This is a genomic window from Rhizobium bangladeshense (assembly GCF_017357245.1).
GTDB classification, from domain to species: domain Bacteria; phylum Pseudomonadota; class Alphaproteobacteria; order Rhizobiales; family Rhizobiaceae; genus Rhizobium; species Rhizobium bangladeshense.
This window is the reverse complement of the sequence record NZ_CP071614.1, coordinates 138,047-160,397: the sequence shown is the minus strand read 5'-3', so window position 1 is coordinate 160,397 and position 22,351 is coordinate 138,047. Positions and strand designations below refer to the sequence as shown.

Here is a 22,351-nt window from a genome sequence, read left to right as displayed (position 1 = left end):
GTAAGTCGGCTCTGACTCTTCTGATACTTGACTCCGGCGCTGGCGACATGCCTACGCCGCCCGCACCCTGTCCCTTCCGCTCATCTTCGCATCATACAGCGCCTGGTCGGCCCGCCGATAGAGCTCGGACACGCTGTCCGTCGGCACACACCCTGCGATACCGGCGGAACAGGTGTAGCTGAAGTCGGGCGAGTCCGGCAGCGGCCGGGAGAAGCGGATCACCGTCAGCATGCGCTCGACCATGGCAAGGGCGTCTTCCGGCTCGGTGGCCGGCATGACGAGGAGGAATTCTTCGCCGCCGACCCGGCCGAAACAATCGTTGCGGCGGACATTCTGGTGGATGCGGTGGGCGAAATCGCGCAGCACGAGATCGCCGGCGTGGTGGCCGAGGCGGTCGTTGATGTGCTTGAAATTGTCGATGTCGAAGACGGCGAGACAGCCGCTGCTGCCATGCCGGGCGGCTTCAAGCATTTCTTCGACGCGCGCCATGACGAAGCGGCGGTTGGCGACGCCGGTGAGTTCGTCGGTATAGGAGGCCTTGATCGCCTGGTCGCGATCCTGCCGGACGGTGCGGCCATGGACCTTGAGACGGGTGATGTCGCTGGCGATGCACAGCATCCAGCCGTTACTCTGCACCGCCTCGGTCATCCACAGCCAGCGGCCGTCGGCAAGATCCGTCTCGAAGGCGCGATAGCCGATCTTGCCACGGCGCGACTGGGTGGAGCGCAGCCATTCCTCGAAATTGTCCGTGCGGATGACGGTGCCGCGGCCGAGCTCGAAATTGCGCCGCATCAGATCCGGCCAGAGCGGCGTCTCCTCCGGCTCGATGAAATAGGCCGCGCGGAAGGCGCTGTTGGCATAGCGCAGCCGGTCATCGCCATCATAGACCGCCATCGCAGTGGGCAGCCGTCGCACCATATTCGCCCACTCAAGGGCAAGACCTTGCGCAAATGTGACCGCCTCCGCAAAATCCAGAATATGGACATCCGTTCTTGTCGTCGGCGCTGGAACGACCTCCCTCGAAGATCCGCAGCACAAATCCACCGAGAGACGCCCCGCCCTTCGCCCCTCAATCGGCGATCAGCGCATAATCCTCATCCGCAAGCTCTAATCTCGGCAGCGTCTGCGGCAGATCATTGATCCCGTACATTTCCGTTATGATCGGGCTTTCGCCGATGATCACTGAGCCGCAGGGTGGGCCGTCGGGCTGGAAGATGGTGATCACGTCGGTCAGTTGCCAGCGCAGCACCAGACAAGCCTGATCGGTATAGGGATTGGTCAGCTCGTCGGCGAAATAGGCGGTGTTCTGCTCGCTCACGGTCACCTGCTGGAAAGAGCGCGAGGTCATGCTCAGGCTGGACGACACGCTTGCCGAGAACGGGCCGAAACCGACGTTCGCGTTCATGCCGAGGCTGGCCGCCAAGGTGCTTTCGTGGGTGGAAGTCTCCTGCCGGCCGGTCGTCACCGTGGTGGTGATCGTCTTTTTCTCGCCGGGCGCCAGGGTGCAGGAATCCCCCTGCCGATCCCAGAATTGTTCGCGCAGGACGGCGTTGCCGTTGGCAAGTGTCGAGCATCCCACCAGCACACGCGGGGAATCGGGCGGGACAAGCATGGTTGCTGTGGGCTGCGGCACCGGGCCGATGTCATTAGGCGAAGTCAGCAGCATGTAGTTGGCGGTGACGATGTCGCCCTCAGTTTGCATTATGATCGAGCACATAAAGGAGCCCGTCTGCGCTGCCTGCAGGATGCAGATATCATCCTGAATGAAGACCAGCTGACCGGGATATCCCGGAGCGAGGTAGGTCTTGCTTGCGGGCGAGAGCACGGAGCTGAGATAGATGGGGATGTCAAAGCCGTTGATGACAGTGAACCCTCCGACCGGCGGCGGCGGGGCGTCCGAGGTTGCCCCCGAATGCAAATCAGCCGGCAAGGGCCAGCTGCTGTACAGCGTTTTCCGATAAAGCGAGCGCATGCATCACCTCCGTTGCCTTTTCAGATAAACAACCATATATTGCATTTAATTGCAACACTACCTGAGTTAGTAACGATGAGGATTGTCGGCATCAATATGCAAGGCTCGAACGTGGGGACGGGCCAGAGCAAGTTCGTGGGGGTGATTTCACAATTCTTCCTCGACCGCAGGGTGGCAGCCGACATCGTCTGCATTCAGGAAGCCGGGCCGTCTCCGCCGACCGGCGGCTCCTTTACCGCATACAATCCCGCCAACTATCCGCCCTGGCTCGGAGGGCTGGCGCCGCCGCCTGCGGCGCTGATGTTCATCGGCAGCTGGGCAGTCGGGAGGCCGCCTCTGATCGTCAAAGTCTTCTGGCTGCAGACCGATCCGGGCGGCAATCGCTGCAATCTCTGCATCTGCATCCGCGACAACATCGAAACTCCGCATCTGATCTACATCCCCCCGCCGGCGCCGCGTCATCGCGCGGCGCGATCGGATTTGAAGTCAGGCTGACGGGCGGCGCCATTCGCCGTATCTATACGCTGCATGCCTTGAGCGGCGGCGGGGCCGACGCCCCCGCTCTTATGGCCGGCATATCTGTCGCCCCCTTGGCCCCGGGGGCTGCGGCACCTCCGCCCTGGATTGCGGTCGGCGACTACAACCGCGCTCCGTCGCCGGCAGCATGGCCGGTGCCGCCGCCCGGTACTATTTGCCCGCCCAACGCAGCGACATTGCCTTCTCATGATTCGAAGCTGGACTATGCCATCTGCTCGCCTGGGCTGGGCCCCGCGACGGTCATCGTCCAGCCAGCCGGAAGCGTCTCCGATCATCAGTATATCGTCTGCGATGTTTAGGGGCGCGGCTGAGTTCGGAGCCCGCGGAACTGAGCCAGCATCAGCGTCCTACGCCGCCCGCACCCTGTCCCGCCCGCTCATCTTGGCATCATAAAGGGCCTGATCCGCACGCCGGCAAAGCTCCGACGCTCTATCCGTCGGCACACACGCGGCGATACCGGCAGAACACGTGTAGCTGAAGTCTGGCGAGTCCGGCAGCGGCCGGGAGAAGCGGATCACCGTCAGCATGCGCTCGACCATGGCAAGGGCGTCTTCCGGGCCGGTGGCCGGCATGACGAGGAGGAATTCTTCGCCGCCGACGCGGCCGAAACAATCGTTGCGGCGGACATTCTGGTGAATGCGATGGGCGAAATCGCGCAGCACGAGATCGCCGGCGTGGTGGCCGAGCCGGTCGTTGATGCGCTTGAAATTATCGATGTCGAAGACGGCGAGACAGCCCCTGCTGCCGTGGCGGGGCGGCCGCCCCATGACAGTCGCAATACCACGCGTCAGCGGCCGGGCTTCAATTCGGAGATGTAGCGGACGATCGGGTTGACCTGCCGGTTCTCGATTTCGGCATCGTTGCGAAGGCGGATCGCCTTGCGGACGAGCCTGGCGCCGAGATAGCGGATCGGCTCCGGCGGCAGCTTCTTGCGCTTGCCAAGTCCGACAAGACCGCTGCGGCTCCATTGATCATCCCGGCCGAGAACCAGACTCGCGAGGATGCGGCCGGCGACGGGCGTCTGGGCGATGCCGGTGCCGTTGAAGCCGATGCCGAAGAAGATATTGGGCTGGCCGGTGAGATGGCCGAAGATCGGCAGGTGATCTGCGGTGCAGTCGATCGGCCCCGACCAGTCGTGCTCGATCTTCGCTGTTCTCAGTTCGGGATAGACCCGGTCCAGCTCGCGCCTGTTGTCGGCGCCCTTTTCCGTACCGCGGTTGAAGGAGGGACCGATCCGATCGCCGTAGGCGATCTTGCCGCTGCCGCGGCCGAAGATCACCCGCCCCTCCGGCGTGCGCTGGTAATAGAGCACATGCGCCTGCGCGTCGCAGATCGATTCGCCGCCCGTCCACCCCAGGCGCTGAAGCAGATCCGGCACAGGTTGCGTGGCGACGATCTGGCTTTCGACCACATAGATGTAGCGCAGGAGCTCGGGAACGGATGCAAGCCAGGCATTCGCCGCCAGCACGACGCGGCCGGCGCGCAGGCGGCCCTGCGGCGTGTGCAGCGTGATCACTGCCCCCGACTCGATCGCGGTGACGGGCGTCTTTTCGTGGATGATCACATCGCGCGCGAGAGCGAGCCGGCGCAGGCCTGCGGCGAGCTTTGCCGGCTGCACCGTTCCGGCCCGCATCTCGGCAATGCCCATGTAGGAGGCGCGAGAGCCGGTGCGGCGGGCAATCTCGCCGGCATCGAGCGGGGTGAAGCGCGCTTCGCCCCGGGCCTCCGCCATGTCAAGCGCCTTCCGCCATGCGCCTTCCTGGGCCCTGGCGCTTGCCGTCCACAGCCATCCGTCCAGCCTGAGATTCATGTCGATCGCGCCGCTTGCCTGCAGGGCCTCCAGCTCGTCGATCGCATCGGCAGTCGCCCGGCAGAGCGAAAGCGCCTCCGTCTCTCCCACCACGGCGGCGAGAAGATCGATCTCGGCAAACCAGGAATGGACCTGGCCGCCATTGCGGCCGGATGCCCCTGCCCCGCAGCAATCCGCCTCGAGCAGAACGATCTTCAGCCCGGGATCCTGCTCCTTCAGGCGCAGCGCCGTCCAGAGGCCGGTATAGCCGCCGCCGACAATGGCGACATCGGCGGCCTGATCGCCGGCGAGCGGCGTGGTGACGGGGCCGGCACCGGCGTCCTGGAGCCAGAAGGAGCGGTCCGCGCCAAGCGCCAGGACCGGCGGTCTCAACGTGTAGCGCATGATGTCAGCCCTCCGCGGCAGAGATTTCGTCGGCATATTTCTGCAGGAGCCACGGGGGAATGGCACTCAGCCTCTGCGGGAAGCCGCCTTCGTGCAGGCAGGTCCCGGCGGCCGCGTCGGTTGCAAGGCGCATGGCCACCCCGGCATTCATGCCTTTCAGAAGATGCGCGACGATAAAGCTGGCGATGAAACTGTCGCCGGCGCCGCAGGTATCGACGACATCGACTGCTTGCGCCGGCACATGGACGAGCTCTGCACCGTCGTCAAAGAAGGCGCCGCGCGGGCCGCAGGTCAGGACGATCCTCGCGGCGCCACGATCCCTCAAGGCTCCGATGACGGGCTCGACCGGCACATGCGGCTCATCCGGCCCGGCTGCGAAGACCAGCGGCACGCCCTTGAGATCCAGTGACTGGTGGGCCGTCGAGACGTCAATGCTGAAGCGAATGCGGTCCTCGATCAGCCGCTCGACGAGCTCGGCGCTGGAATTGGTGCCGAGGTGAACCCAGTCGGCCCGCCGCAGTGCTGCATAGCGCTCCGGAGACGGAACGTAATTGCGCCCGACCCCAAGATCTTCAAGCAGGAACCTGCGGTCGCCATCCTGCTCCAGGAGCAGGGTAACGGCGGTGGGGCCGTCCCGCCGCTCCAGGTCCGCCCCAGGCAGACCGACGGCTTCGATCGCTGTGGCGATCACGTCGCCCTCGGCATCCCTGCCGACAACGCCGAAATAGCGGGCGTCGCAGCCTTGCCGATGCCACTGCGCCGCCACATTCAGCGCATTGCCGCCGACAGCCATGCTGTTCTTGCTGAGGTAAACGTCCAGGCAGTTGTCGCCAACCGCAATCAGCCTCATCGCCGCCATCACGCGACCTCCCCTGCCTGCTGGAGATAAGGCGCGATCCCCTCAAGGCAGCGGCTCCAGGTCGTGACGGGGTCAAGAGCATAGGAGCCGTTGCCGAAGGGCTCAAAGGTGAGCTTGCCGCGGTATCCGGCATCCGCGAGCTGCTGCAGATAGCTGCCCAGCGTCAGGTTGCCGTCGCCCCAGGCAAGATGGCCTGCCGGGTTGCCGTCGACCAGCTGCACATGGGCGAGACGCTCGCCGAAGAGTCGGAGGTAATCTTCGACAGTATCGCCTGCCGTCGCCATGCCGACGGTATCCAGGACCACGTCGATGACGGGCGATCCGACATCGGAAAGCATGCACGAGAGCTCGGCGGCATTGGTCACGATATTCGTCTCGACCCGCTGCAGCGGTTCCAGCAGGCAGCGGATGCCGCAGGCGGCAGCGTGACCTGCGATCTCCCTCACCGCCTCGGCCGCATCCTCCCAGGCCCGCTCTCGGGGCGCGCTTTCAAAACCGCGGCCGGTGGTCAGGAACAGGTAGCGTCCACCAAGCTCGGCGCAGATCTCCGCCGCGTGGCGCAAGCGGTCGATGCTGTCCTGCCTGAACTGCCTGTCACCGGAGGCTATGTTGATCGGATAGATGACCTGCTCGGGCGTGAAACACCATGTGGAGAGGCCATTGTCGGCAAGGATGCCTCGCACCCAGGCAATGCGGGCTTGATCGGCATGGAAGAGGTCGAGATGGGGGGCGATCCCCCAGAGCTCGATTTCGGCGAAGCCGAAGCCGCGGATGATTTCCGCGACCTTTTCGAAGGGATAGTGCTGAAAGCTGAAATTGGCGCCGATCAGCTGCCTGGCCGAGAGTTTTGGCACTTCCGGTTTCCTCATGAAATCATTTGCCGATGCCTTCGGTGAGGCCGCGGATGAAATAACGCTGTGTGAAGAAGAAGATGACGACGATGGGCAGCGCCGAGATGGTCATGGCGGCGAAGACCTCGGCGAAATTGGTGCCATGCTTGGCCATCAGCGAGGTCAGGCCGACCGGCAGGGTCTGCACGTCGATCTGGTTGGTGAAGATCATCGCGAAGATATATTCGTTCCAGGCAAACAGGATGTGCAGGATGATGCAGGAGACGATGATCGACCGGCAGAGCGGCAGCATGATCTTGCGGAAGATCTGCCCCTCGCTGGCGCCATCGATCATGGCCGCCTCGTCCAGATCGCGCGGCAGATCGAGCATATAGGCGCGGATCAGGAAGGTGGTGAAGGGCACGCGGAAGGCCGTGTAAAGGATGATCAGCGCCCAATGCGTATTGTAGAGGCCAAGGCTCTGCATCATCTGCACGAGCGGCACCAGCGCGACCGTCGGGCTGAGCATCATGCCGCCGAGCACGAAACCGACGATAACAGGCTTGCCGAACATCTGCGTCCGGGTCAGGCCATAGGCGGTCCAGGCACTGATGAAGACCGTGGTGATTGTGGAAACGACGGTCACCAGCAGGCTCGAGAACAGGAAATTGCGCACACCCTGGTTCCAGGCCGCGACGTAATTGTCGAAAGACCAGCGGTCGGGAAGCGCGAAGGGATCGCTGAAGATCTGGCTGTTCGACTTGAAGCCGCCGAGCGCCATCCAGACCAGAGGATAGACGACGAGAATGCCCGCCGCCACCAGCAGCGCCATCAGCACGCCCTTGCCGATGACCAGCCAGGGGTTGCGCAGCGGCGCGCCCGCAGGAATGACCACCGCGCTCATGCCTCCACCCTCCGCCTCTTGGTGTACCAGAGCTGGAGCAGGCCTGTCGTCAGCGTGGCGAGGAAGATGACCACGCCGATTGCGGCCGCATAGCCCATATCGTTCTGATTGAAGCCCTGCTCGTAGAGCCATGTGCCCAGCACCTGGCTGGAATTGTTCGGCCCGCCGCCGGTCATCACCATGACTTCGTTGAAAACCTGGAAGGCGCCGGCAATGGTGACGATGATCATCATGCCGGTCATTTCGCGTGTGAGCGGAAAGGTGATGCAGAAGAGCTGGCGGAGCGGTCCGGCCCCATCGACAGTGGCGGCATCGTAGAGTTCGCGCGGGATCTTCTGGATGGCGATGGTAAAGAGCAGCGTGGAATAGCCGAAGCCCTGCCACTGGCTCATGGCGATGATCGCGTAGATCGCCGTGCGCTCGTCACCCAGCCAGGTGTAAGACAGGTTCTGCAGCCCGAGCAGATGCAGCAGGGCGTCGAGAAGGCCGATATCGGGCTGGTAGATGAAATAGAAGAGCAGGCCGGTGACGGTGGTGGAGATTGCCGAGGGAATGAAATAGACGGCCCGCCAGAAATTCCGCCAGGCGCGGCTCCTCAGCCCCTCGATGATGGCGGCAAGCACGAAGGCGGCGAAGACCTGGAAGATGACGGAGAGCACGGCATAGAGGCCGTTATTGGTCAGCGCCCGCCAGACGACCGGATCGTCCAGCAGCCGGCGATAATTGTCGAGCCCGACGTAATCGACCTCGCCGGTGAAGATATCCTGGGTGGTCGTGCTGACAAACAGGTTGTCGACGATCGGATAATAGACGAACCAGCCGACGATGATCAGCGCCACGATGCCCCAGCGCAACGCCGCCAGCTGCTGCAGCAGGCCGTGCCGCAGCCATCTGCTGCGGTTGGAGACGGCGCCGCGCAGGGCGGCACCGTTCCTTGTCGGGGTTGCCGTCACGCTCGCCATCGTCATTGCCTGGCGGCAGCCGCGGCGGCTTTGCGAACGGAGGCGAGAAGATCTTCCGCCGACATGGAGCCGCCGGCGAAGGCCTGCAGGCCGGAAAGCCAGGCAGCGGCGACACGCGGATGGTTGACCGTGTCGAGCCACGGCATGAGATAGCTTGCCTTGGCGATCTCTTCCATGCCTTCGGCGACATTGGGATTGATCCTGGTCTTATCCGCGCCGCCGATGACGGCGCTCGGCTGGCCATAGGGCGGCGCCGACAGCGTCCTGCCGTTTTCCTGGCTGGTGAGGAATTTCAGGAAGTCGATCGCCAGGGGAACGTTCTTCGCCTTGGCATTGACCATGTAACCCTCCGGCGCGCCTTCGAGCGCCGTCACCGAGCCCTTGGCATCGCTCGGAGCGGGCAGCTTGAAAAAGCCGAACTCCTCCGGCTTCAGGGCCGTTTCCTTGGTCGCGGCCTGATCGAACTCGATGATCTCCTGGTAGTACATGGCCGCCTTCCTGTCGCTCATCGACTGGAGTGCGGTCTGGTAGGAGAGGCCGTTGACCTGGGCGCCGCCGGCGCAGCGCTCCTGAAGCGAGCGGTACTGCCCGAGCGCCGCGATATAGCCGGGATGATTGAAGGTCGCCGTCTTCGGGTTGAAATCGCGCTCCAGCGTCTCGGTCGGCACGTTATAGGCCAGCAACTGCCCGAGATAATGGACGAGCGGCCAGGATTCCTTGTTGCCGATCGCGATCGGAACGACGCCCGAACCCTTCAGCGCATCGCACGCCTTCAACAGCGCGTCGAAATCCTTCGGCGGCTCGATGCCGAGATCGGCGAACATCTTCTTGTTGTAGCCCATGAATTTCGCATCGAGATAAAGCGGCACACCGAAATACTTGCCGTTATACGAAAAGGCCTTCACGGCCGCCGGGCTCAGCGTCTTGCCCCATTCGGTTTCCGGCCCGATGACCTTGGACAGATCGACGGCGCGATTGCCGCGGATGAAGTTCTCGCCCCAGGTCCCCGTCCAGGAGAAATAGATGTCCGGCAGCGAGTTCGAGGCGACCAGGGTCTTGGTCTTGCCCTTGATGCTGTCGTCATTCTCCTGGATGAGCTCGATCTTCACGCCGGGATGCTGCGCCTCATAGGCCTTGGCGACATTGACGAAATAGGGGGAAAGCAGCTGCAGGCCGAACTTAGTCAGGATCGTCAGCTTGCCGCTGTAGTCGACCTTGGCGGCCGGATCGGCAACCGGCGCATCGCCGGCCGCAGAGGCTGTTGCCGGGAAGGCTCCCCAGGACATCGAGATGACGGATACTGCCGCAATCATCGCAGCAGTGGAGTGGATGGACCGTTGCATGTTTCATTCCCCTTTTGCTTGTTGATCGTGCGGCAGATCGCGGTGTCCTACCGTCCGCCATCCGCCGGTCAGAAGCGGCGAGCCTCTTTCGCCGCTGCGGCGAAGAGGCTCGCGGCATGCATCAATACTCGACCCGCTTGTAGTAGCGGCGGGTCGTCAGCGGGTGCTGGCGCAGCACTTCGAGATGGGCGCTCAGCCGCTCCAGCAGGGTGGCGAGGACCACCGGCGAGATCAGACTGCGGACCTGCGGCGAAATGCCGGGAAGGGCGACAGACGCGGAATCGAGGATCCAGACCTTGTCGGTGTAGCGATGGACGAAGCGCTCGACCCGCTCGCCGAGCGGCCGCAGCGCATCCTCGCCCTTGAACAGGAACACGCTGACGCCCGGCTCGACCAGTTCCAGCGTGCCGTGGAAGAAATCGGCGGCATGAACGGGCCGCGTGCGGATCCACTGCATTTCTTCCAGGATGCACATTCCGTAATAATGCGCCTCCGGCCAGACCGAGCCGGCAGCGGTGAAGATATGATAGGGCTCGTCCTTGATGGACTGGGCGAGCTTCGCCGCCTCGTCTTCATAGGCGGCCTTGGCCTCTGCGAGCAGCCCCGGCAGCCTCTTCAGCTCGGAAACGATCGCGTCGAAATTCGCGATCCTGCCGGTTTCGGCCAGCAGCGCGAGGACGATGATCATGGTCTGCAGGTAGAAAGACTCCGACGACGTGTCGTCTTCGGCGAAGTTGGTATAGGTATGATCGGCCTGCTGCGCGAGCGGCGTGTCGGCATGGCCGGTGAGCGTCAACAGGCGCACGCCGCGTTCCTTGAGGAAAGGCAGAAGCGCGACGCTCTCCTTGGTCGTGCCCGACAATGACGGCATCACCACCAGCGCCTTTTCGTTGAGGCCGGCCGGCGGATCGAGGATCACCTGGGCCGGGAAGCAGGCCGATACCGGAAAGGTCGTATGGCGGGCGGCGAGCTCGATCGCAGGAAAGGTCAGGAGCTGCACGCCGCCGGTGCCCATGAAGTAAAGCCGCTCGATCCCCGCATCGAGCAGTTCGCGCATCAGCGGGCGGATCCAGTCCGCAATCGCCACGGCGCCCGTCTGGATCTTCAGGAAGCGGGCTTGGTCAAAGTTCAACATTCGGGTCCCTTGTCTGTCAGTAGTAAGCACGCACACGTCCCCCACTTCAGGCGGCAGACTGCGGCGCGCCGGCATGCAGTCGCCAATTCGAAAATGTGATATCGATCTCACACGAAGATCAAAAGAAAGACCGGCCGCCCCTCGGGAGTGATGAGAGACCGATCTCACACGCGGATTAATGCATGCTCCGGCCGGCATGGCAAGCCAATTTTTGCAGAAATTTCACCTGATGTTGGAAAGAGTGTGTCCCGGGCAGACCAGGAGAGGCGCGAGCGGATCAGCGCCCCGGCGTGCGGGACGGCCGGGAGACGGAGCCGCGAACGACCAGGCGCGTCGGGAACTGCTCCCTGTGCGGCGGCTCACGGCTGCCGTTGATCCGCTGCATCAGCAGCTTCACCGCAAGCGGGCCGATCTGCGCGATCGGCTGCGCCACGACGGTGATCTGCGGGTCGGTGAAAGTGGCGAGGTTGAAGTCGTCGAAGCCGACCAGGGACACGGCATGCGGCACGGCAAGGCCCATCGAGCGCAGCCCGAGAAGCGCCCCCTGGGTCATGAGGCTGTCGACGGTGAAGACCGCTGTCGGGCGCGACGGCCGGCTGAACAGCCGGATGGTGGCGTCGATCGCATATTCCACGGTCGATCGCGAGACGATGATCAGCGATTCGTCCACCTCGATGCCATGGCCCTGCAGCGCCTGGATATAGCCGGCGAGACGGCCGCGGGCGGTCGTGATGCGGGAATCGTCCTGAATGAGGCCGATGCGGCGATGGCCGTTGGCGATCAGATAGCTCACCGCCTCGCGGGCGCCGCCCTCATTGTCGACGGTGACGCTGTCACAGGCAACCTGCGGCAAGGCGCGGTCGATGAGGACGAGGGGCGTTCCGTCCCGGACCAGCCGAACCAGGTGCTCCTTGTTGTCGGCCGAGGTCGGCGCGACGATGAAGCCGCGCACGTTGAGAGACCTCAGGCTTTCGAGCAGTTCCACTTCCTGCTCCGGATCCTCTTCGCTGCTGGCGATCAGCAGGTTGTGGCGAAAGGCGCGCAGATCGACATCGACATCATGAGCGATCCGGGCAAAAAACGGGTTCTGGATGTCGCCCGGCATGAAGCCGATGAGCGGCAACTGCCCCCGCCGCAGAGCCTGCGCCACGCGATTGCTGCGATAGCCGAGCCGATCGGCCGCTGCAAGCACCCGCTCTGCCGCGTCTCCGCCGACATAGCCGTAACCGTTCAATGCGCGGGCGGCGGTCGCGCGCGACACGTTCGCGGCGCGCGCAACGTCTATCAGCGTCACTGCCTTTGGCGCCACTTCCCTCGGTCCCCGCTGGATCTTGTTCGGCTTTCAAAGCCAGGATGACGCCTAGCAGAGGACGCCCGACCAATTCAAGAGCGGCATCTGGAATGCGCACCTACCAGACTGGCTCGGCCGGACCTCGGTATCTCTCCTAAGCCGCCCGCACCCTATCCCGCCCGCTCATCTTCGCGTCATAAAGCGCCTGATCCGCACGCCGGTAAAGCTCCGACGCGCTGTCCGTCGGCAGACACGCGGCGATGCCGGCGGAGCAGGTGTAGCTGAAATCGGGTGAATCCGGCAGCGGCCGGGAGAAGCGGATCACCGTCAGCATGCGCTCGACCATGGCAAGGGCGTCTTCCGGGCCGGTGGCCGGCATGACGAGGAGGAATTCTTCGCCGCCGACCCGGCCGAAACAATCGTTGCGGCGGACGTTCTGATGGATGCGGTGGGCGAAATCGCGCAGCACGAGATCGCCGGCGTGGTGGCCGAGCCGGTCGTTGATGCGTTTGAAATTGTCGATGTCGAAGACGGCAAGGCAGCCGCTGCTGCCATGCCGGACTGAAGCCAGCATGTCTTCGACCCGCGCCATGACGAAGCGGCGGTTGGCGACGCCGGTGAGTTCGTCGGTGTAGGAGGCCTTGATCGCCTGGTCGCGATCCTGCCGGACGGTGCGGCCATGGACCTTGAGACGGGTGATGTCGCTGGCAATGCACAGCATCCAGCCGTTAGTCTGCACTGCCTCCGTCATCCACAGCCAGCGGCCGTCGGAAAGATCCGTCTCGAAGGCACGATAGCCGATCTTGCCGCGGCGCGACTGCGTCGAGCGCAGCCATTCCTCGAAATTCTCCGTGCGGATGACGGTGCCGCGGCCGAGATGGAAATTGCGCCGCATCAGATCCGGCCAGAGCGGCGTTTCCTCCGGCTCGATGAAATAGGCCGAACGAAAGGCGCTGTTGGCATAGCGCAGCCGGTCATCGCCATCATAGACCGCCATCAGCGTTTCCGTCTGTGCGGAAAGATGGAGAAGCTGTTCGATTGTCTCGTCCATAAAGCACCCTGTCTGGTTGCCCCGGCAAGAGATGGCGCAGAAATCCTATGAGAAAAGAGCCGCCCGGCAAGCAAAGGCGCTTGCCGTGATTACGGAAGCGTCAACGCGCCGCCGCGCCCGATGGTGATTGGCATCGGCTGCGCCCGGATTGGAACGAACAGCCATCCGGCGCTGCAGGGCTGGTCTTGCCGCCGAAGTGATACAGCCGCCGAGGGGGTGGCGACCCATCTCCCAGCGCGTGCCAGGGCCGAAACAGTTGGCGCGGCGCAGATATGCACCTGCAAATTACTTGACTGCGATAATCAAGGATTATACGCCCTTCGGCCAGTTTTCTGCCAATCCGAAGCGCGAGCATGATCCCCGCCGACCTCATTTCTAAAATCGCTCGCGCCGATCAGCGCCCGGCCCTCATCTTCGCCGATGGACGGACGCTCTCCTATGCCGACCTCAACACCCGCACACTGCGCTTTGCCGAACGGCTGGGACGCGGCGAAAAGCGGCTTGTGGCGATTTCGGCCGATCTCTCGGAACATGTGATCATCGCCTATCTCGGCGCCTTGCGCGCCGGCCATGCAGTGGCCATGCTGCCGCCCTGCGACGACAGGCTGTGGCGAGAGTTCCTGTCAGCCTTTCAGCCGGACTTCACCTTCCGCTCGGCCGATGGCCGCTGGCGGCTCGTCGAGGAAAGCCGGCCGGGGCAGAGCGCTGGGCCGCTGCATCCGGATCTCGCTCTGCTGCTGATGACATCGGGCAGTTCGGGGCTGGCGAAGGCCGTTCGCCTGTCTCATGCCAATCTTGACGCCAATGCACGCTCGATCGCTTCCTATCTCGAGCTCTCCCCTGCCGACAGGACCGCGCTCGTCCTGCCGCTTCACTATTCCTACGGCCTCTCCGTGCTGCATTCGCATCTGGTTGCCGGCGGCAGCATCTTCATTCCCGGCGTCTCCGTGGTCAGCGAGGATTTCGCAAGACTGCTCGGCGACAGCGGCTGCACCAATCTTTCGGGCGTGCCCTATTCCTATGAGCTGATGGAGAAGACCGGTTTCCGGACGAAGGCGCTGAAGACGCTGCGCTTCATGACGGTGGCGGGCGGCCGGCTGGCGCCGGAACTGATCCGCCTCTACCGCGACCATATGCGCGCGAGCGGCGGCCGCTTCTTCGTCATGTACGGTCAGACCGAGGCCGCCGCCCGCATCGCCTTCGTGCCGCCGGAAAGCTTGGGCGACCATGAAGAGCGGATCGGCATCGCCATTCCAGGCGGCAGCCTCAGCCTCGTTGGCGATGACGGGCGTCCGCTCGACCGAGCCGGTGTTGCCGGAGAGCTCGTTTATGCCGGCCCGAACGTGATGATGGGCTACGGTACGGACCGCGCCGATCTTCAGCGGGGGGCCGAGGTCGCGGCATTGATGACCGGCGACATCGCCATGCGCGACGAGGACGGTTTCTACCGGATCGTCGGCCGCAAAAGCCGTTTCGCCAAGGTCGCGGGGCTCAGGATCGGCTTCGACATCATGGAGCAGGTTCTGGCCGAAGCGGGGATCGCAGCCGCCGTCGTCGGCGACGATCACGGGCTGCAGGCTTATGTGACCGATGCGGGTGACGCCAACCGGGCGCTCCAGGTGCTGGTCGAGGCGAGCCATCTTCCCGCCAGCCTTGTTACCGTCAGGGTACGACGCGAGCTTCCGAGGCTTGCCTCCGGCAAGGTCGACTATGCGGTCCTCGGCGAGGAGATGCTGGCGGCGCGCGAGACGAGCCGTGCGGCTGTGCTCAGCGTGCTCGATGCCTATGCGGGGGTGTTCTACCCCCACACGGTCAGCCGCAACGACAGCTTCGTCTCGCTCGGCGGCGATTCGCTGCGCTTCCTGCAATTGACGATGGCGCTCGACCGGCTTGGCGTCGAGCTGCCGGAAGGCTGGGAGCAGAAGCGGATCGCCGAGCTCGATATAGCCCCGCGGGTCACCGCGCCGGGCCGGAGCGCGGAGTTGAGGGCGCTGCCGACCGATCTGGTTCTGAGGGCTATCGCCATCCTGCTCGTCGTCACCCATCACGAGATGCTCTGGCCCATTCCTGGCGGATCGGGCGTGATGCTGCTCCTCGTCGGCTTCAGCCTGGCGCGCTTCCAATCGGGCCATTTCCTCGCAGGCAATTTCAGCCATGCGCTGCGGCCGGCGGTCAATGTCCTCATTCCCTATTTTCTGATCATCGCCACTTATGCGCTCGCCTGGGGCACCATTCCCTGGGCCTCGATCACGCTGACCGGCAATTTCGGCTATGCCGAGCCGGAGCGTCACGAGATGCTTCCCTATCTCTACTGGTTCATCGAAGCCTATGCGCAGACGCTTCTCGTCTTCTCGCTGATTTTTGCGGCGCCTCAGGTGCGCAGCCTGGCGCGGGCGCGGCCCTTTGCCTTCTCGCTCGTGCTGCTGGCGCTGGCGGTCACCGCGCGGTTTTCGCTGCCGTTCGTCTTCGATATCGGCAATCGGCAGATTTTCACCCTCTACTGGGGGCTGCATCTCGGCATGTTCGGCTGGTGCGCGGGGCTCGCCGGCAAGCCGGCGCAACGGATCATGTTGACGGTCATTGCCGCCGCCGTGCTCGGTTATCTCGCCTTCTGGGAAACGCTCTGGATCGGCACGACGGTCAAATATCTGACGATCTTTTCCGCACTGATGGCGCTTCTCTACCTGCCGCGCATTCCCCTGCCAGTGCGGCTGGGGCGCCTGGTGACACTGATCGCGGTCTCGGCCTTTCCGATCTACCTGCTGCACCGTTTCGTGCCGGAACTGCTGATGCCCCAGGCAGCGGGCCTGCTGCCGGCTCCCCTCTTCCATCTGCTGGCGATATCAGGCGGCCTGGCGGTCGGCATCATCGCCAACAGAACCGCGGCGGAGCTTCGCGATGTGCTTGGCGCGCTGGCTCTGGCTCGCGGCACGGGCGGGCGCGCCATGGCGGCAGAGACGGTCTGAGCCGGTTCCGCGCGTCGCCCGGCTGGTGCAGGCTGAGGCGAAACGGCGGATATATCAGCAACCCCACACGAAAAGCTTGCATGCAAGCAATAAATCGGATGTCCTGAACAAGGCTTCCGTGGTGGTGGGGCGACGCCAAATGAAAACGCTCGACACGCGAATTCGGTTCACAGGTGAGCGGCGGCAGGTTACCGCCCTCTTCTATGACATTGTCGGCTCCACGGAGCTTTTGCTGCGCAGCGAGCCGGAGAAATTCTTCCGATCGGTTTCGGCGTTACATCAGAGTGCCGAAACGATCATCAACAAGCACGGAGGCTTTCTTCATCAGCGGCTCGGCGATGGCGGCTGCTGTTTCTTCGGATTTCCCGAGCAGTCCGAAGATGCCGCCGAAAGCGCGGTGCAGGCCTCCCTTGAGCTGCTGCAGATCGCCACCGGCAGCAAAGCCAGAGGGCGCACGCCGTTCCGCCTGCGGATCGGGGTTGCCACCGGCCTGGTGGTCTTCTCCACAGAAGGCGATGAGATCGTCGGCACGGCGCCGGTGCTGGCCGCGCGCCTGCAGGCGGAGGCCGAGCCCAATTCGGTGCTCGTCGCCGATTCCACAGTCCAGCTCACCCGGCACAAATTCGATTACAGCCTGCTGCGCGAGGCAAGGCTGAAGGGTTTCGACGATCCGGTTGCGCTCTGGCGGCCGCAGCAGCGGCGCCGCTCGGCCGCCGAAGCTTCGCCCTCCCGGGAGCCCGAACGGCCGATCCGGGGCAGAGACAAGGAGCTTGCCGCCCTCTCCATCGCCTGGAATTCGGCGCTCCGCGGCAAGGGGAGCCTGATCGCCGTCGTCGGCGAGGCAGGCATCGGCAAATCCAGGCTGGTCGGCGAATTCGCCGGGCATTTGCGGCAGACCGCGCATGAGACCATCGTCCTTCAGTGCGGCAGGCGCCTGGAGAGCCAGCCGCTGCATCCCTTCCTTTCGTTCCTCGAGACGCTGGTCGGCGAGGCTTCGGCGCTCAGGGATGGCGACAGTGAGCCCTTGCTGCAGGCGCTTCGGACATCCGGTCGGGAGATTGAGGCAGGCGTCGCCGAGGCGATCCTCACCTTCACGACCGAGCGTTCCGCAGCGCCGTCGCGCAATATCCGCGTCTCCGACCCTTCCGGACTCGCCTTCCGGCGGAAGGTGATCGAGGCCGCGGCCGAGATCCTGACCTGCAAGTCGCCCGCCGTGCCGACGCTGCTCGTCTTCGAGGATGTTCACTGGGCCGACGACATGACGCTGGAGCTGATCGACAGGCTGGGATCGCTCGCCGCCGGGCTGCCGCTCCTCGTGGTGCAGACATCGAGAATCCGGCGGTCGCTCGCGGTTGCAACCGAGATCGAGCTGTCGGGGCTGAGCGCTGCCGCGGTGCGCGATCTCGTTGCCTCGATCTGGGGCGAACATCCGCCGCCCGGCCTTTCGGATTTCATTCTCGATCAATGCGACGGCATGCCGCTCTACGCCGAGGAACTGGCCAATTTCTTCCGCGGCAGGCAGCCAACGGGCCAGTCGCCCTCCGAATGGAAAGGGCTGCTGCGGGAGGGCAGCGTCACCTCGCTCAACGATCTGCTTTCGGCCAAACTCGCGGCCACCGGTTCGGCCCGGCGGGCAGCGCAAATTGCGAGCGTCATCGGCCGCGAATTCAGCATTTCGCTGCTCGTCTACCTGCTTGAAGGCGTCAGTCGCCGCAGTGTCGACGTCGATATCGACCGGCTGCTTGCGCAGGGAATCATCGAGCGTTCCGCCGTCGTCCACGGTTCCTTTCAGTTCCGGCACGTGCTGACGCAGGAGGCCGCCTATGCCAGCCTTCTGAAGAGCGACCGGCGCCGCATCCACCGGCGGATTGCCGATCTGCTGATCGCAGAGTCAAAACCCAGCCTGCCGGCTGCAATCGCCGCCTGGCAATGCGCCGAGGCGGGCCTGCATGACGCCGCCGCCCGGTTCGCCCTGGCGGCGGCGGAAGCAAGCGTGCTGCGCTTTGCCATGCACGAGGCAAAAGTCTCGCTCGAACTCTGTGCGCGCGAGGTCGCAAGCCTCTCCCGCCGCCACCCCGAGCGCACCGAGCTCGCCCTCAGCCTCAGCGAATTGCAAGGCGTCGTGGCGACCGCCCTCGAAGGCGAGGGATCGGAGAACGCGCGCCGGATCTATTCCCGCGCCATGCAGCGTCTGCGCAGACAGCCGCCCGCCGTGCGAACGAACCATTTCCCGGTCTATTGGGGCTGGTGGTTCACGGCGCCGAACATCCTGACGCAGCAGTCGCGCGCGCGCATTCTCGTCGGCGACATGCAGGCGGTCGAGGATCGGGAGACCAGGCTTCAATCCTATCATTGCGGCTGGGCCACCAGCTTCCACGCCGGCGAGCACGGCTTCTGCCTCGATTGCGTTGCCGACGGCCTTCAGCTCTACGATCCGGAACGCGCGGTCAGGAATCGCGCCTTTTTCGGCGGGCATGACGCGAAGGTCTGCGGGCTCGGCGAGAGCGCCCTCTCCTATCTGCTGCTCGACCAATCCGAGGCGAGTGAAACAGCGATCGGGCGGTGCCTGGAATGGGCGGCCGCGACCGATCACGCCGGCAGCATGGTGCATGCGCTTTATTACGCCATCGTGCTCCGCCGCTGCCAAAGCCGCTACGACGATGTGCAGGCGCTCGGCGAACGGATGCTGGCCCTTGCCGAGCGGCACGGGCTGGCCGCCAGCCGGGCGCGCGCCAACATGTATTGCGGCTGGGCGGAGCTGATGACCTCGACCGGTGAACGCGGCCGGGAGCGTTTCGAGGACGGTCTGCTGCAGCAGCAGCAACTGGGGACGGACGATAATGTCTCGATGCACAGCGACATGCATGCGCAGGTGCTGCGGCGGCTCGGCAAGCCGGCCGAGGCGCTCGCCATCATCCGGAATGCGATTACTGTCGGCCGCAGCAGCGGCCAGCGGTTCTGGCTGGCCGAACTCTATCGCCTCAGCGCCGAACTGAGGCTCGAACTGCACGAGCCTTTCTCGGTGATCAGGAGAGATCTGACGCGCGCGATGCAGGTTGCCGAAGGGCAGAAAGCCGCCTGGCTCGTCGAACGCGCCAGCGGGGCGCTCGCCGAAATGACGAGGCCTTAGGGAGAAGCGCGATGGACGACGGGGGGCTCGACGCCATCTTCGACATGCCCCTCGCCTCGCCTGCGGATCCATGGCGGACGGTGCAGCGCATTCTGGCGCGCAGGCGCGAATACGGCATCACCCGGCTCGGTTCGGTCACAGAGCTCGACCGGATCGGCATTCCCGTCGTCCAGGTGGTCAGGCCGCGGGCGCTTTCCGTCGCCGTCAGCCAGGGCAAAGGCCTGACCGTGCCGCTGGCGGCGATCTCGGGCCTGATGGAAGCGCTGGAGGGATGGGCCTCGGAACGAATTGCCGCCGACCGCGTCTTCACCGCGACCTTCGGCGCGATGAACCGGGAGAATGACTGGTCCTATCTTGGCGCCGGGCGAGACGTGGAGAGGCTTGGCTGGATCGACGGGTTCGATCTCCTTTCCGGCCGAAGAATGGCGGTGCCGCTGGCGCTTGTCGATTCCGCCTATACCATGCCGTCGCCGCATCCGCATTGGCTGCCGAGAGATACGACGGGTCTTGCGGCCGGCACCAGCCTGACTGGCGCCGTCCGGCATGCCTGCCTGGAAATCCTCGAGCGGCAGGCGCGCTGCACGGCGATGAAGACGCCGCATTTCTTCGACCGCTTCCAGATCGACAGCCGCACGGTTCGCTCCGGCAGCGCCGGTCAGATCCTGCAGCGGCTTGCCAAGGCCGGTTTCGTCACCGGCATCTGGCAGATCCCGGCGCCGCACGCCCTGCCGATCTACTGGTGCCACGTGATGGAGGATGAAAGCAGAGCCCCCTTTGCGCCCCTGCCGGCCGAAGGCTTCGGCTGCGACGTCAGCCACGATCGCGCGCTGACCAGCGCCTTGCTGGAAGCCTGCCAGTCCCGCCTCGGCGTCATTTCGGCGGCGCGCGACGATATCAGCACGGAGCTTTACGCCTATCCCGACGCGGGAGAACTGGCGGCCTGGCGAGGTCAGCTGGCAAGAGGCGGCCGCTCCTTCTGCGACGACGGGGCTGCCGGCGAAGAGCGGCCGATCCGGCCGATCGTCGAGGCCTTGGCGCTGGCCGGCGCCAAGGCGGCCGTTCTTGTCGTTCTGCATGCGGATGATCAGATCCCGCTTCACGTCGTGCGGGTGGTTGCGCCGCCGCTGGAAACCAATCCGGAGGCCGATCTTGCGCGATGACATCGTGGTGTTTCTCGGCCCCACACTCTCCGAGGCGGATGCCCGGGCTCATCTGGATGCGATCTACCTTCCGCCGGCCGGCTGCGCCGATATCGTGCGGGCCGTGGCGCGCTACGCGCCGGCGGCGATCGTCCTGATCGACGGCGCCTTCGCGCAGCGCCCGGCCGTCCGCCACCAGGAGATCCTCTGGGCGATCGCCCGGGGTGTGGCGGTCCATGGCGCGGCCAGCATCGGCGCGCTTCGGGCCGCCGAACTCGCCCCCTACGGCATGATCGGGCATGGGCTGATCTTTCGATGGTATCGCAGGTTCCCGCTTGCCGACGATGCCGACGTCACCGTCCCGATGGCGCCGGCCGCACTCGGGTCGCGCGCACTCGGCGACGCGCTCATCGACATCAGGCTGGCGCTCAGAAAGGCCGAACGCCTGGGGCTGATCGAAAGCCCCTTGAGATGGCAGCTTGAATCGATGGCGCGCTCGCTTCACTTCAGTGAAAGATCATTCTCCAGGCTTTTGACGGCCGCTGAAAAATACTCGGAACTCAGTTGCCAGCGTGAAGCACTAAAAGGCTGGCTGAGAGCCGAAGCGGAAAGCCAGAAGCGGGTCGATGCGGTAAATCTTCTGAAATATCTGGCTGATCCGAAGATCAACAGATCGAACGAGCACCATCCTGGCGATTTTGAACTTACGGAGTCATTTGCCAACGATATGGAGTATTTTGATCTGCTAGACACGCTATTGTCGAATGACTGATAATACTGCTATAGTCCGAGATCGCTTGACGTTGGGCAACGAGCGGTGGGGGCAGCATTGGATGCCATCACACATCCGCAGGGCGCAGGTGAGGCAGCCGCTTCGGAGCGGCGGCTGGGCACGCGTTTCCTCGTCTTTCCACAACCACCCTTCATTCCCGGCTATGAAAAGCCCGAAGTGGTGTGGATCGGGCCCTCAGCGGGGCCGATCCTGGCCGGGCCATCCGACGGCAGGATCTATGTGGCCAATCCCGTCGAAGCGAAATCGCCCTATGCCGCGCCCTATATCCCGCCCTATCCGGGCCTGCTCAGGCCACCGGCCGAGCCGGATGCCGAGGGGCATTTCGATCACATCGGGCCCGGCTCGCCGGCATTCCTTGCGGCGCACAGCTATGCCTGCGCCCGCCGCGTTCTCGACATCTGCGAGAGCTATCTCGCACGCCCGCTCGTCTGGTTCTTCCAGCCGACGCTCGAACGGCTGGAAATCATTCCGCGCATCCCTCATTGGCAAAACGCGCAATCCGGCTTCGGCTTCCTCGAACTGGGTGAGAGTGAAGGCAAACGCCCTGCCTCCTGTTTCGCGCTGAATTTCGACGCGGTCGCCCACGAAATGGGCCACCTCATTCTCTTGAGCGAACTCGGCATTCTCGAAGGCGACGGCGCCGGCAGCGATTTCTTCTCCTACCATGAGGCGATCGCCGATTTCATATCGCTGCTGGGATTGCTGCACTTCGACACGGCGCTCGACCGGCTGCTGCGCCGCACCGGCGGAAATCTGCTGTTGCACAACGAACTCGACAAATTCGCCGAGCTCAGCCAGGAGAAACAGCTGCGGTCACTCAACAACTCGCTTCGCATCGGCGATGTCAGCCGCGAGGTGCACGACCAGTCGAAACCCTTTGCATCAGGCCTTTTCGACTGCCTCATCGAGGTCTACCAGTCGCTGCTCTTCGAGCGCGGCCTGTCGGATATCGATCCGAGGCGGTTCAGCGATCTGCGCCGGCAGATGGCGCCGGTGCTGATCGAAGAAGGGCTGCAGACCCCGGGGGCATCCTATGAACTGCGGCATTTCGCGGTGAAGGCTGCCCTGCAAGAGGCGCGCGACATCGTCGGCGAGGCGATTGTTCCCTCGTGGCAATATCTTGACCCCGACAGCCTGACCTTCGAAGCGGCGGCGTCAGCCTTCCTCGAGGCCGCCAGCCGCGGGCGCGGGGTCGCCTTTCTCGATCAGCTCGAAGATTGCATGAGGTGGCGCGGCATTTTTTAA

At 64.3% G+C, this 22,351-nt stretch carries 17 protein-coding genes and 1 pseudogene; 6 read left to right on the top strand and 12 right to left on the bottom strand.

Annotated elements, in window-relative coordinates:
• Positions 1-51 precede the first annotated feature (51 nt).
• Both J2J98_RS24630 and J2J98_RS24625 read right to left on the bottom strand, forming a co-directional pair.
• Entirely contained in the window at positions 52-918 is an 867-nt protein-coding gene (locus J2J98_RS24630) for a sensor domain-containing diguanylate cyclase (RefSeq protein ID WP_207603736.1), read from the bottom strand.
• Positions 919-1,069: 151 nt separating this feature from the next.
• The gene (locus tag J2J98_RS24625) at positions 1,070-1,972 is read right to left on the bottom strand and encodes a hypothetical protein (protein WP_207603735.1); all 903 of its coding nucleotides are present in this window, start codon (positions 1,970-1,972) and stop codon (positions 1,070-1,072) included.
• A gap of 135 nt (positions 1,973-2,107) precedes the next feature.
• On the opposite strand from J2J98_RS24625, the gene J2J98_RS24620 reads away from it, so the two are divergent.
• Positions 2,108-2,467 carry an exonuclease/endonuclease/phosphatase family protein gene (locus tag J2J98_RS24620; RefSeq protein ID WP_207603734.1) on the top strand — a complete coding sequence of 120 codons (360 nt, stop codon included), beginning with the start codon at positions 2,108-2,110 and terminating at the stop codon, positions 2,465-2,467.
• A gap of 389 nt (positions 2,468-2,856) precedes the next feature.
• Here J2J98_RS24620 and J2J98_RS24615 read toward each other — a convergent pair.
• The 10 genes and pseudogenes from J2J98_RS24615 to J2J98_RS24570 all read right to left on the bottom strand — a co-directional run.
• Positions 2,857-3,261: pseudogene (locus J2J98_RS24615) on the bottom strand (GGDEF domain-containing protein); the annotation flags it as partial.
• A 35-nt stretch (positions 3,262-3,296) separates the two neighbouring features.
• Positions 3,297-4,703, bottom strand: a complete 1,407-nt coding sequence (locus J2J98_RS24610; RefSeq protein WP_207603733.1) for an NAD(P)/FAD-dependent oxidoreductase — start codon at positions 4,701-4,703, stop codon at positions 3,297-3,299.
• A gap of 4 nt (positions 4,704-4,707) precedes the next feature.
• The gene (locus J2J98_RS24605; protein ID WP_207603732.1) at positions 4,708-5,562 is read right to left on the bottom strand and encodes a PfkB family carbohydrate kinase; all 855 of its coding nucleotides are present in this window, start codon (positions 5,560-5,562) and stop codon (positions 4,708-4,710) included.
• Complete coding sequence (locus tag J2J98_RS24600) at positions 5,562-6,431, bottom strand: sugar phosphate isomerase/epimerase family protein (RefSeq protein WP_207603731.1); 870 nt, start codon at positions 6,429-6,431, stop codon at positions 5,562-5,564. Before J2J98_RS24600 ends, J2J98_RS24605 begins: the two co-directional genes overlap by 1 nt.
• 4 nt (positions 6,432-6,435) lie before the next feature.
• Positions 6,436-7,296 carry a carbohydrate ABC transporter permease gene (locus J2J98_RS24595; RefSeq protein WP_207603730.1) on the bottom strand — a complete coding sequence of 287 codons (861 nt, stop codon included), beginning with the start codon at positions 7,294-7,296 and terminating at the stop codon, positions 6,436-6,438.
• On the bottom strand, positions 7,293-8,264 hold the full coding sequence (locus J2J98_RS24590; protein WP_425505001.1) for a carbohydrate ABC transporter permease: 972 nt from the start codon (positions 8,262-8,264) through the stop codon (positions 7,293-7,295). The genes J2J98_RS24595 and J2J98_RS24590 overlap by 4 nt, the downstream gene beginning before the upstream one ends.
• A complete protein-coding gene (locus J2J98_RS24585) occupies positions 8,261-9,601 on the bottom strand; it encodes an ABC transporter substrate-binding protein (protein WP_207603728.1) in 1,341 nt (446 codons plus the stop codon). Before J2J98_RS24585 ends, J2J98_RS24590 begins: the two co-directional genes overlap by 4 nt.
• A 121-nt stretch (positions 9,602-9,722) precedes the next feature.
• Positions 9,723-10,736: an SIS domain-containing protein gene (locus tag J2J98_RS24580; RefSeq protein ID WP_207603727.1), complete on the bottom strand. Its 1,014-nt coding sequence runs from the start codon at positions 10,734-10,736 to the stop codon at positions 9,723-9,725.
• A gap of 277 nt (positions 10,737-11,013) precedes the next feature.
• Positions 11,014-12,045, bottom strand: a complete 1,032-nt coding sequence (locus tag J2J98_RS24575) for a LacI family DNA-binding transcriptional regulator (RefSeq protein WP_207603726.1) — start codon at positions 12,043-12,045, stop codon at positions 11,014-11,016.
• Between the two features lie 136 nt (positions 12,046-12,181).
• Complete coding sequence (locus J2J98_RS24570) at positions 12,182-13,078, bottom strand: GGDEF domain-containing protein (protein ID WP_207603725.1); 897 nt, start codon at positions 13,076-13,078, stop codon at positions 12,182-12,184.
• Between the two features lie 353 nt (positions 13,079-13,431).
• Here J2J98_RS24570 and J2J98_RS24565 point away from each other — a divergent pair, with 353 nt between their 5' ends.
• The 5 genes from J2J98_RS24565 to J2J98_RS24545 all read left to right on the top strand — a co-directional run bounded on the left by J2J98_RS24565 (position 13,432) and on the right by J2J98_RS24545 (position 22,351).
• Positions 13,432-16,044 (top strand): AMP-binding protein, encoded by a 2,613-nt coding sequence (locus J2J98_RS24565; RefSeq protein WP_207603724.1) that lies wholly within the window; start codon positions 13,432-13,434, stop codon positions 16,042-16,044.
• 139 nt (positions 16,045-16,183) lie between these two features.
• The gene (locus J2J98_RS24560) at positions 16,184-19,174 is read left to right on the top strand and encodes an ATP-binding protein (protein ID WP_207603723.1); all 2,991 of its coding nucleotides are present in this window, start codon (positions 16,184-16,186) and stop codon (positions 19,172-19,174) included.
• Between the two features lie 11 nt (positions 19,175-19,185).
• Positions 19,186-20,334 carry a YcaO-like family protein gene (locus J2J98_RS24555; protein ID WP_207603722.1) on the top strand — a complete coding sequence of 383 codons (1,149 nt, stop codon included), beginning with the start codon at positions 19,186-19,188 and terminating at the stop codon, positions 20,332-20,334.
• Positions 20,324-21,085: a TfuA-like protein gene (locus J2J98_RS24550; RefSeq protein WP_207603721.1), complete on the top strand. Its 762-nt coding sequence runs from the start codon at positions 20,324-20,326 to the stop codon at positions 21,083-21,085. Before J2J98_RS24555 ends, J2J98_RS24550 begins: the two co-directional genes overlap by 11 nt.
• Before the next feature lie 45 nt (positions 21,086-21,130).
• Positions 21,131-22,351 (top strand): gluzincin family metallopeptidase, encoded by a 1,221-nt coding sequence (locus tag J2J98_RS24545; protein ID WP_207603720.1) that lies wholly within the window; start codon positions 21,131-21,133, stop codon positions 22,349-22,351.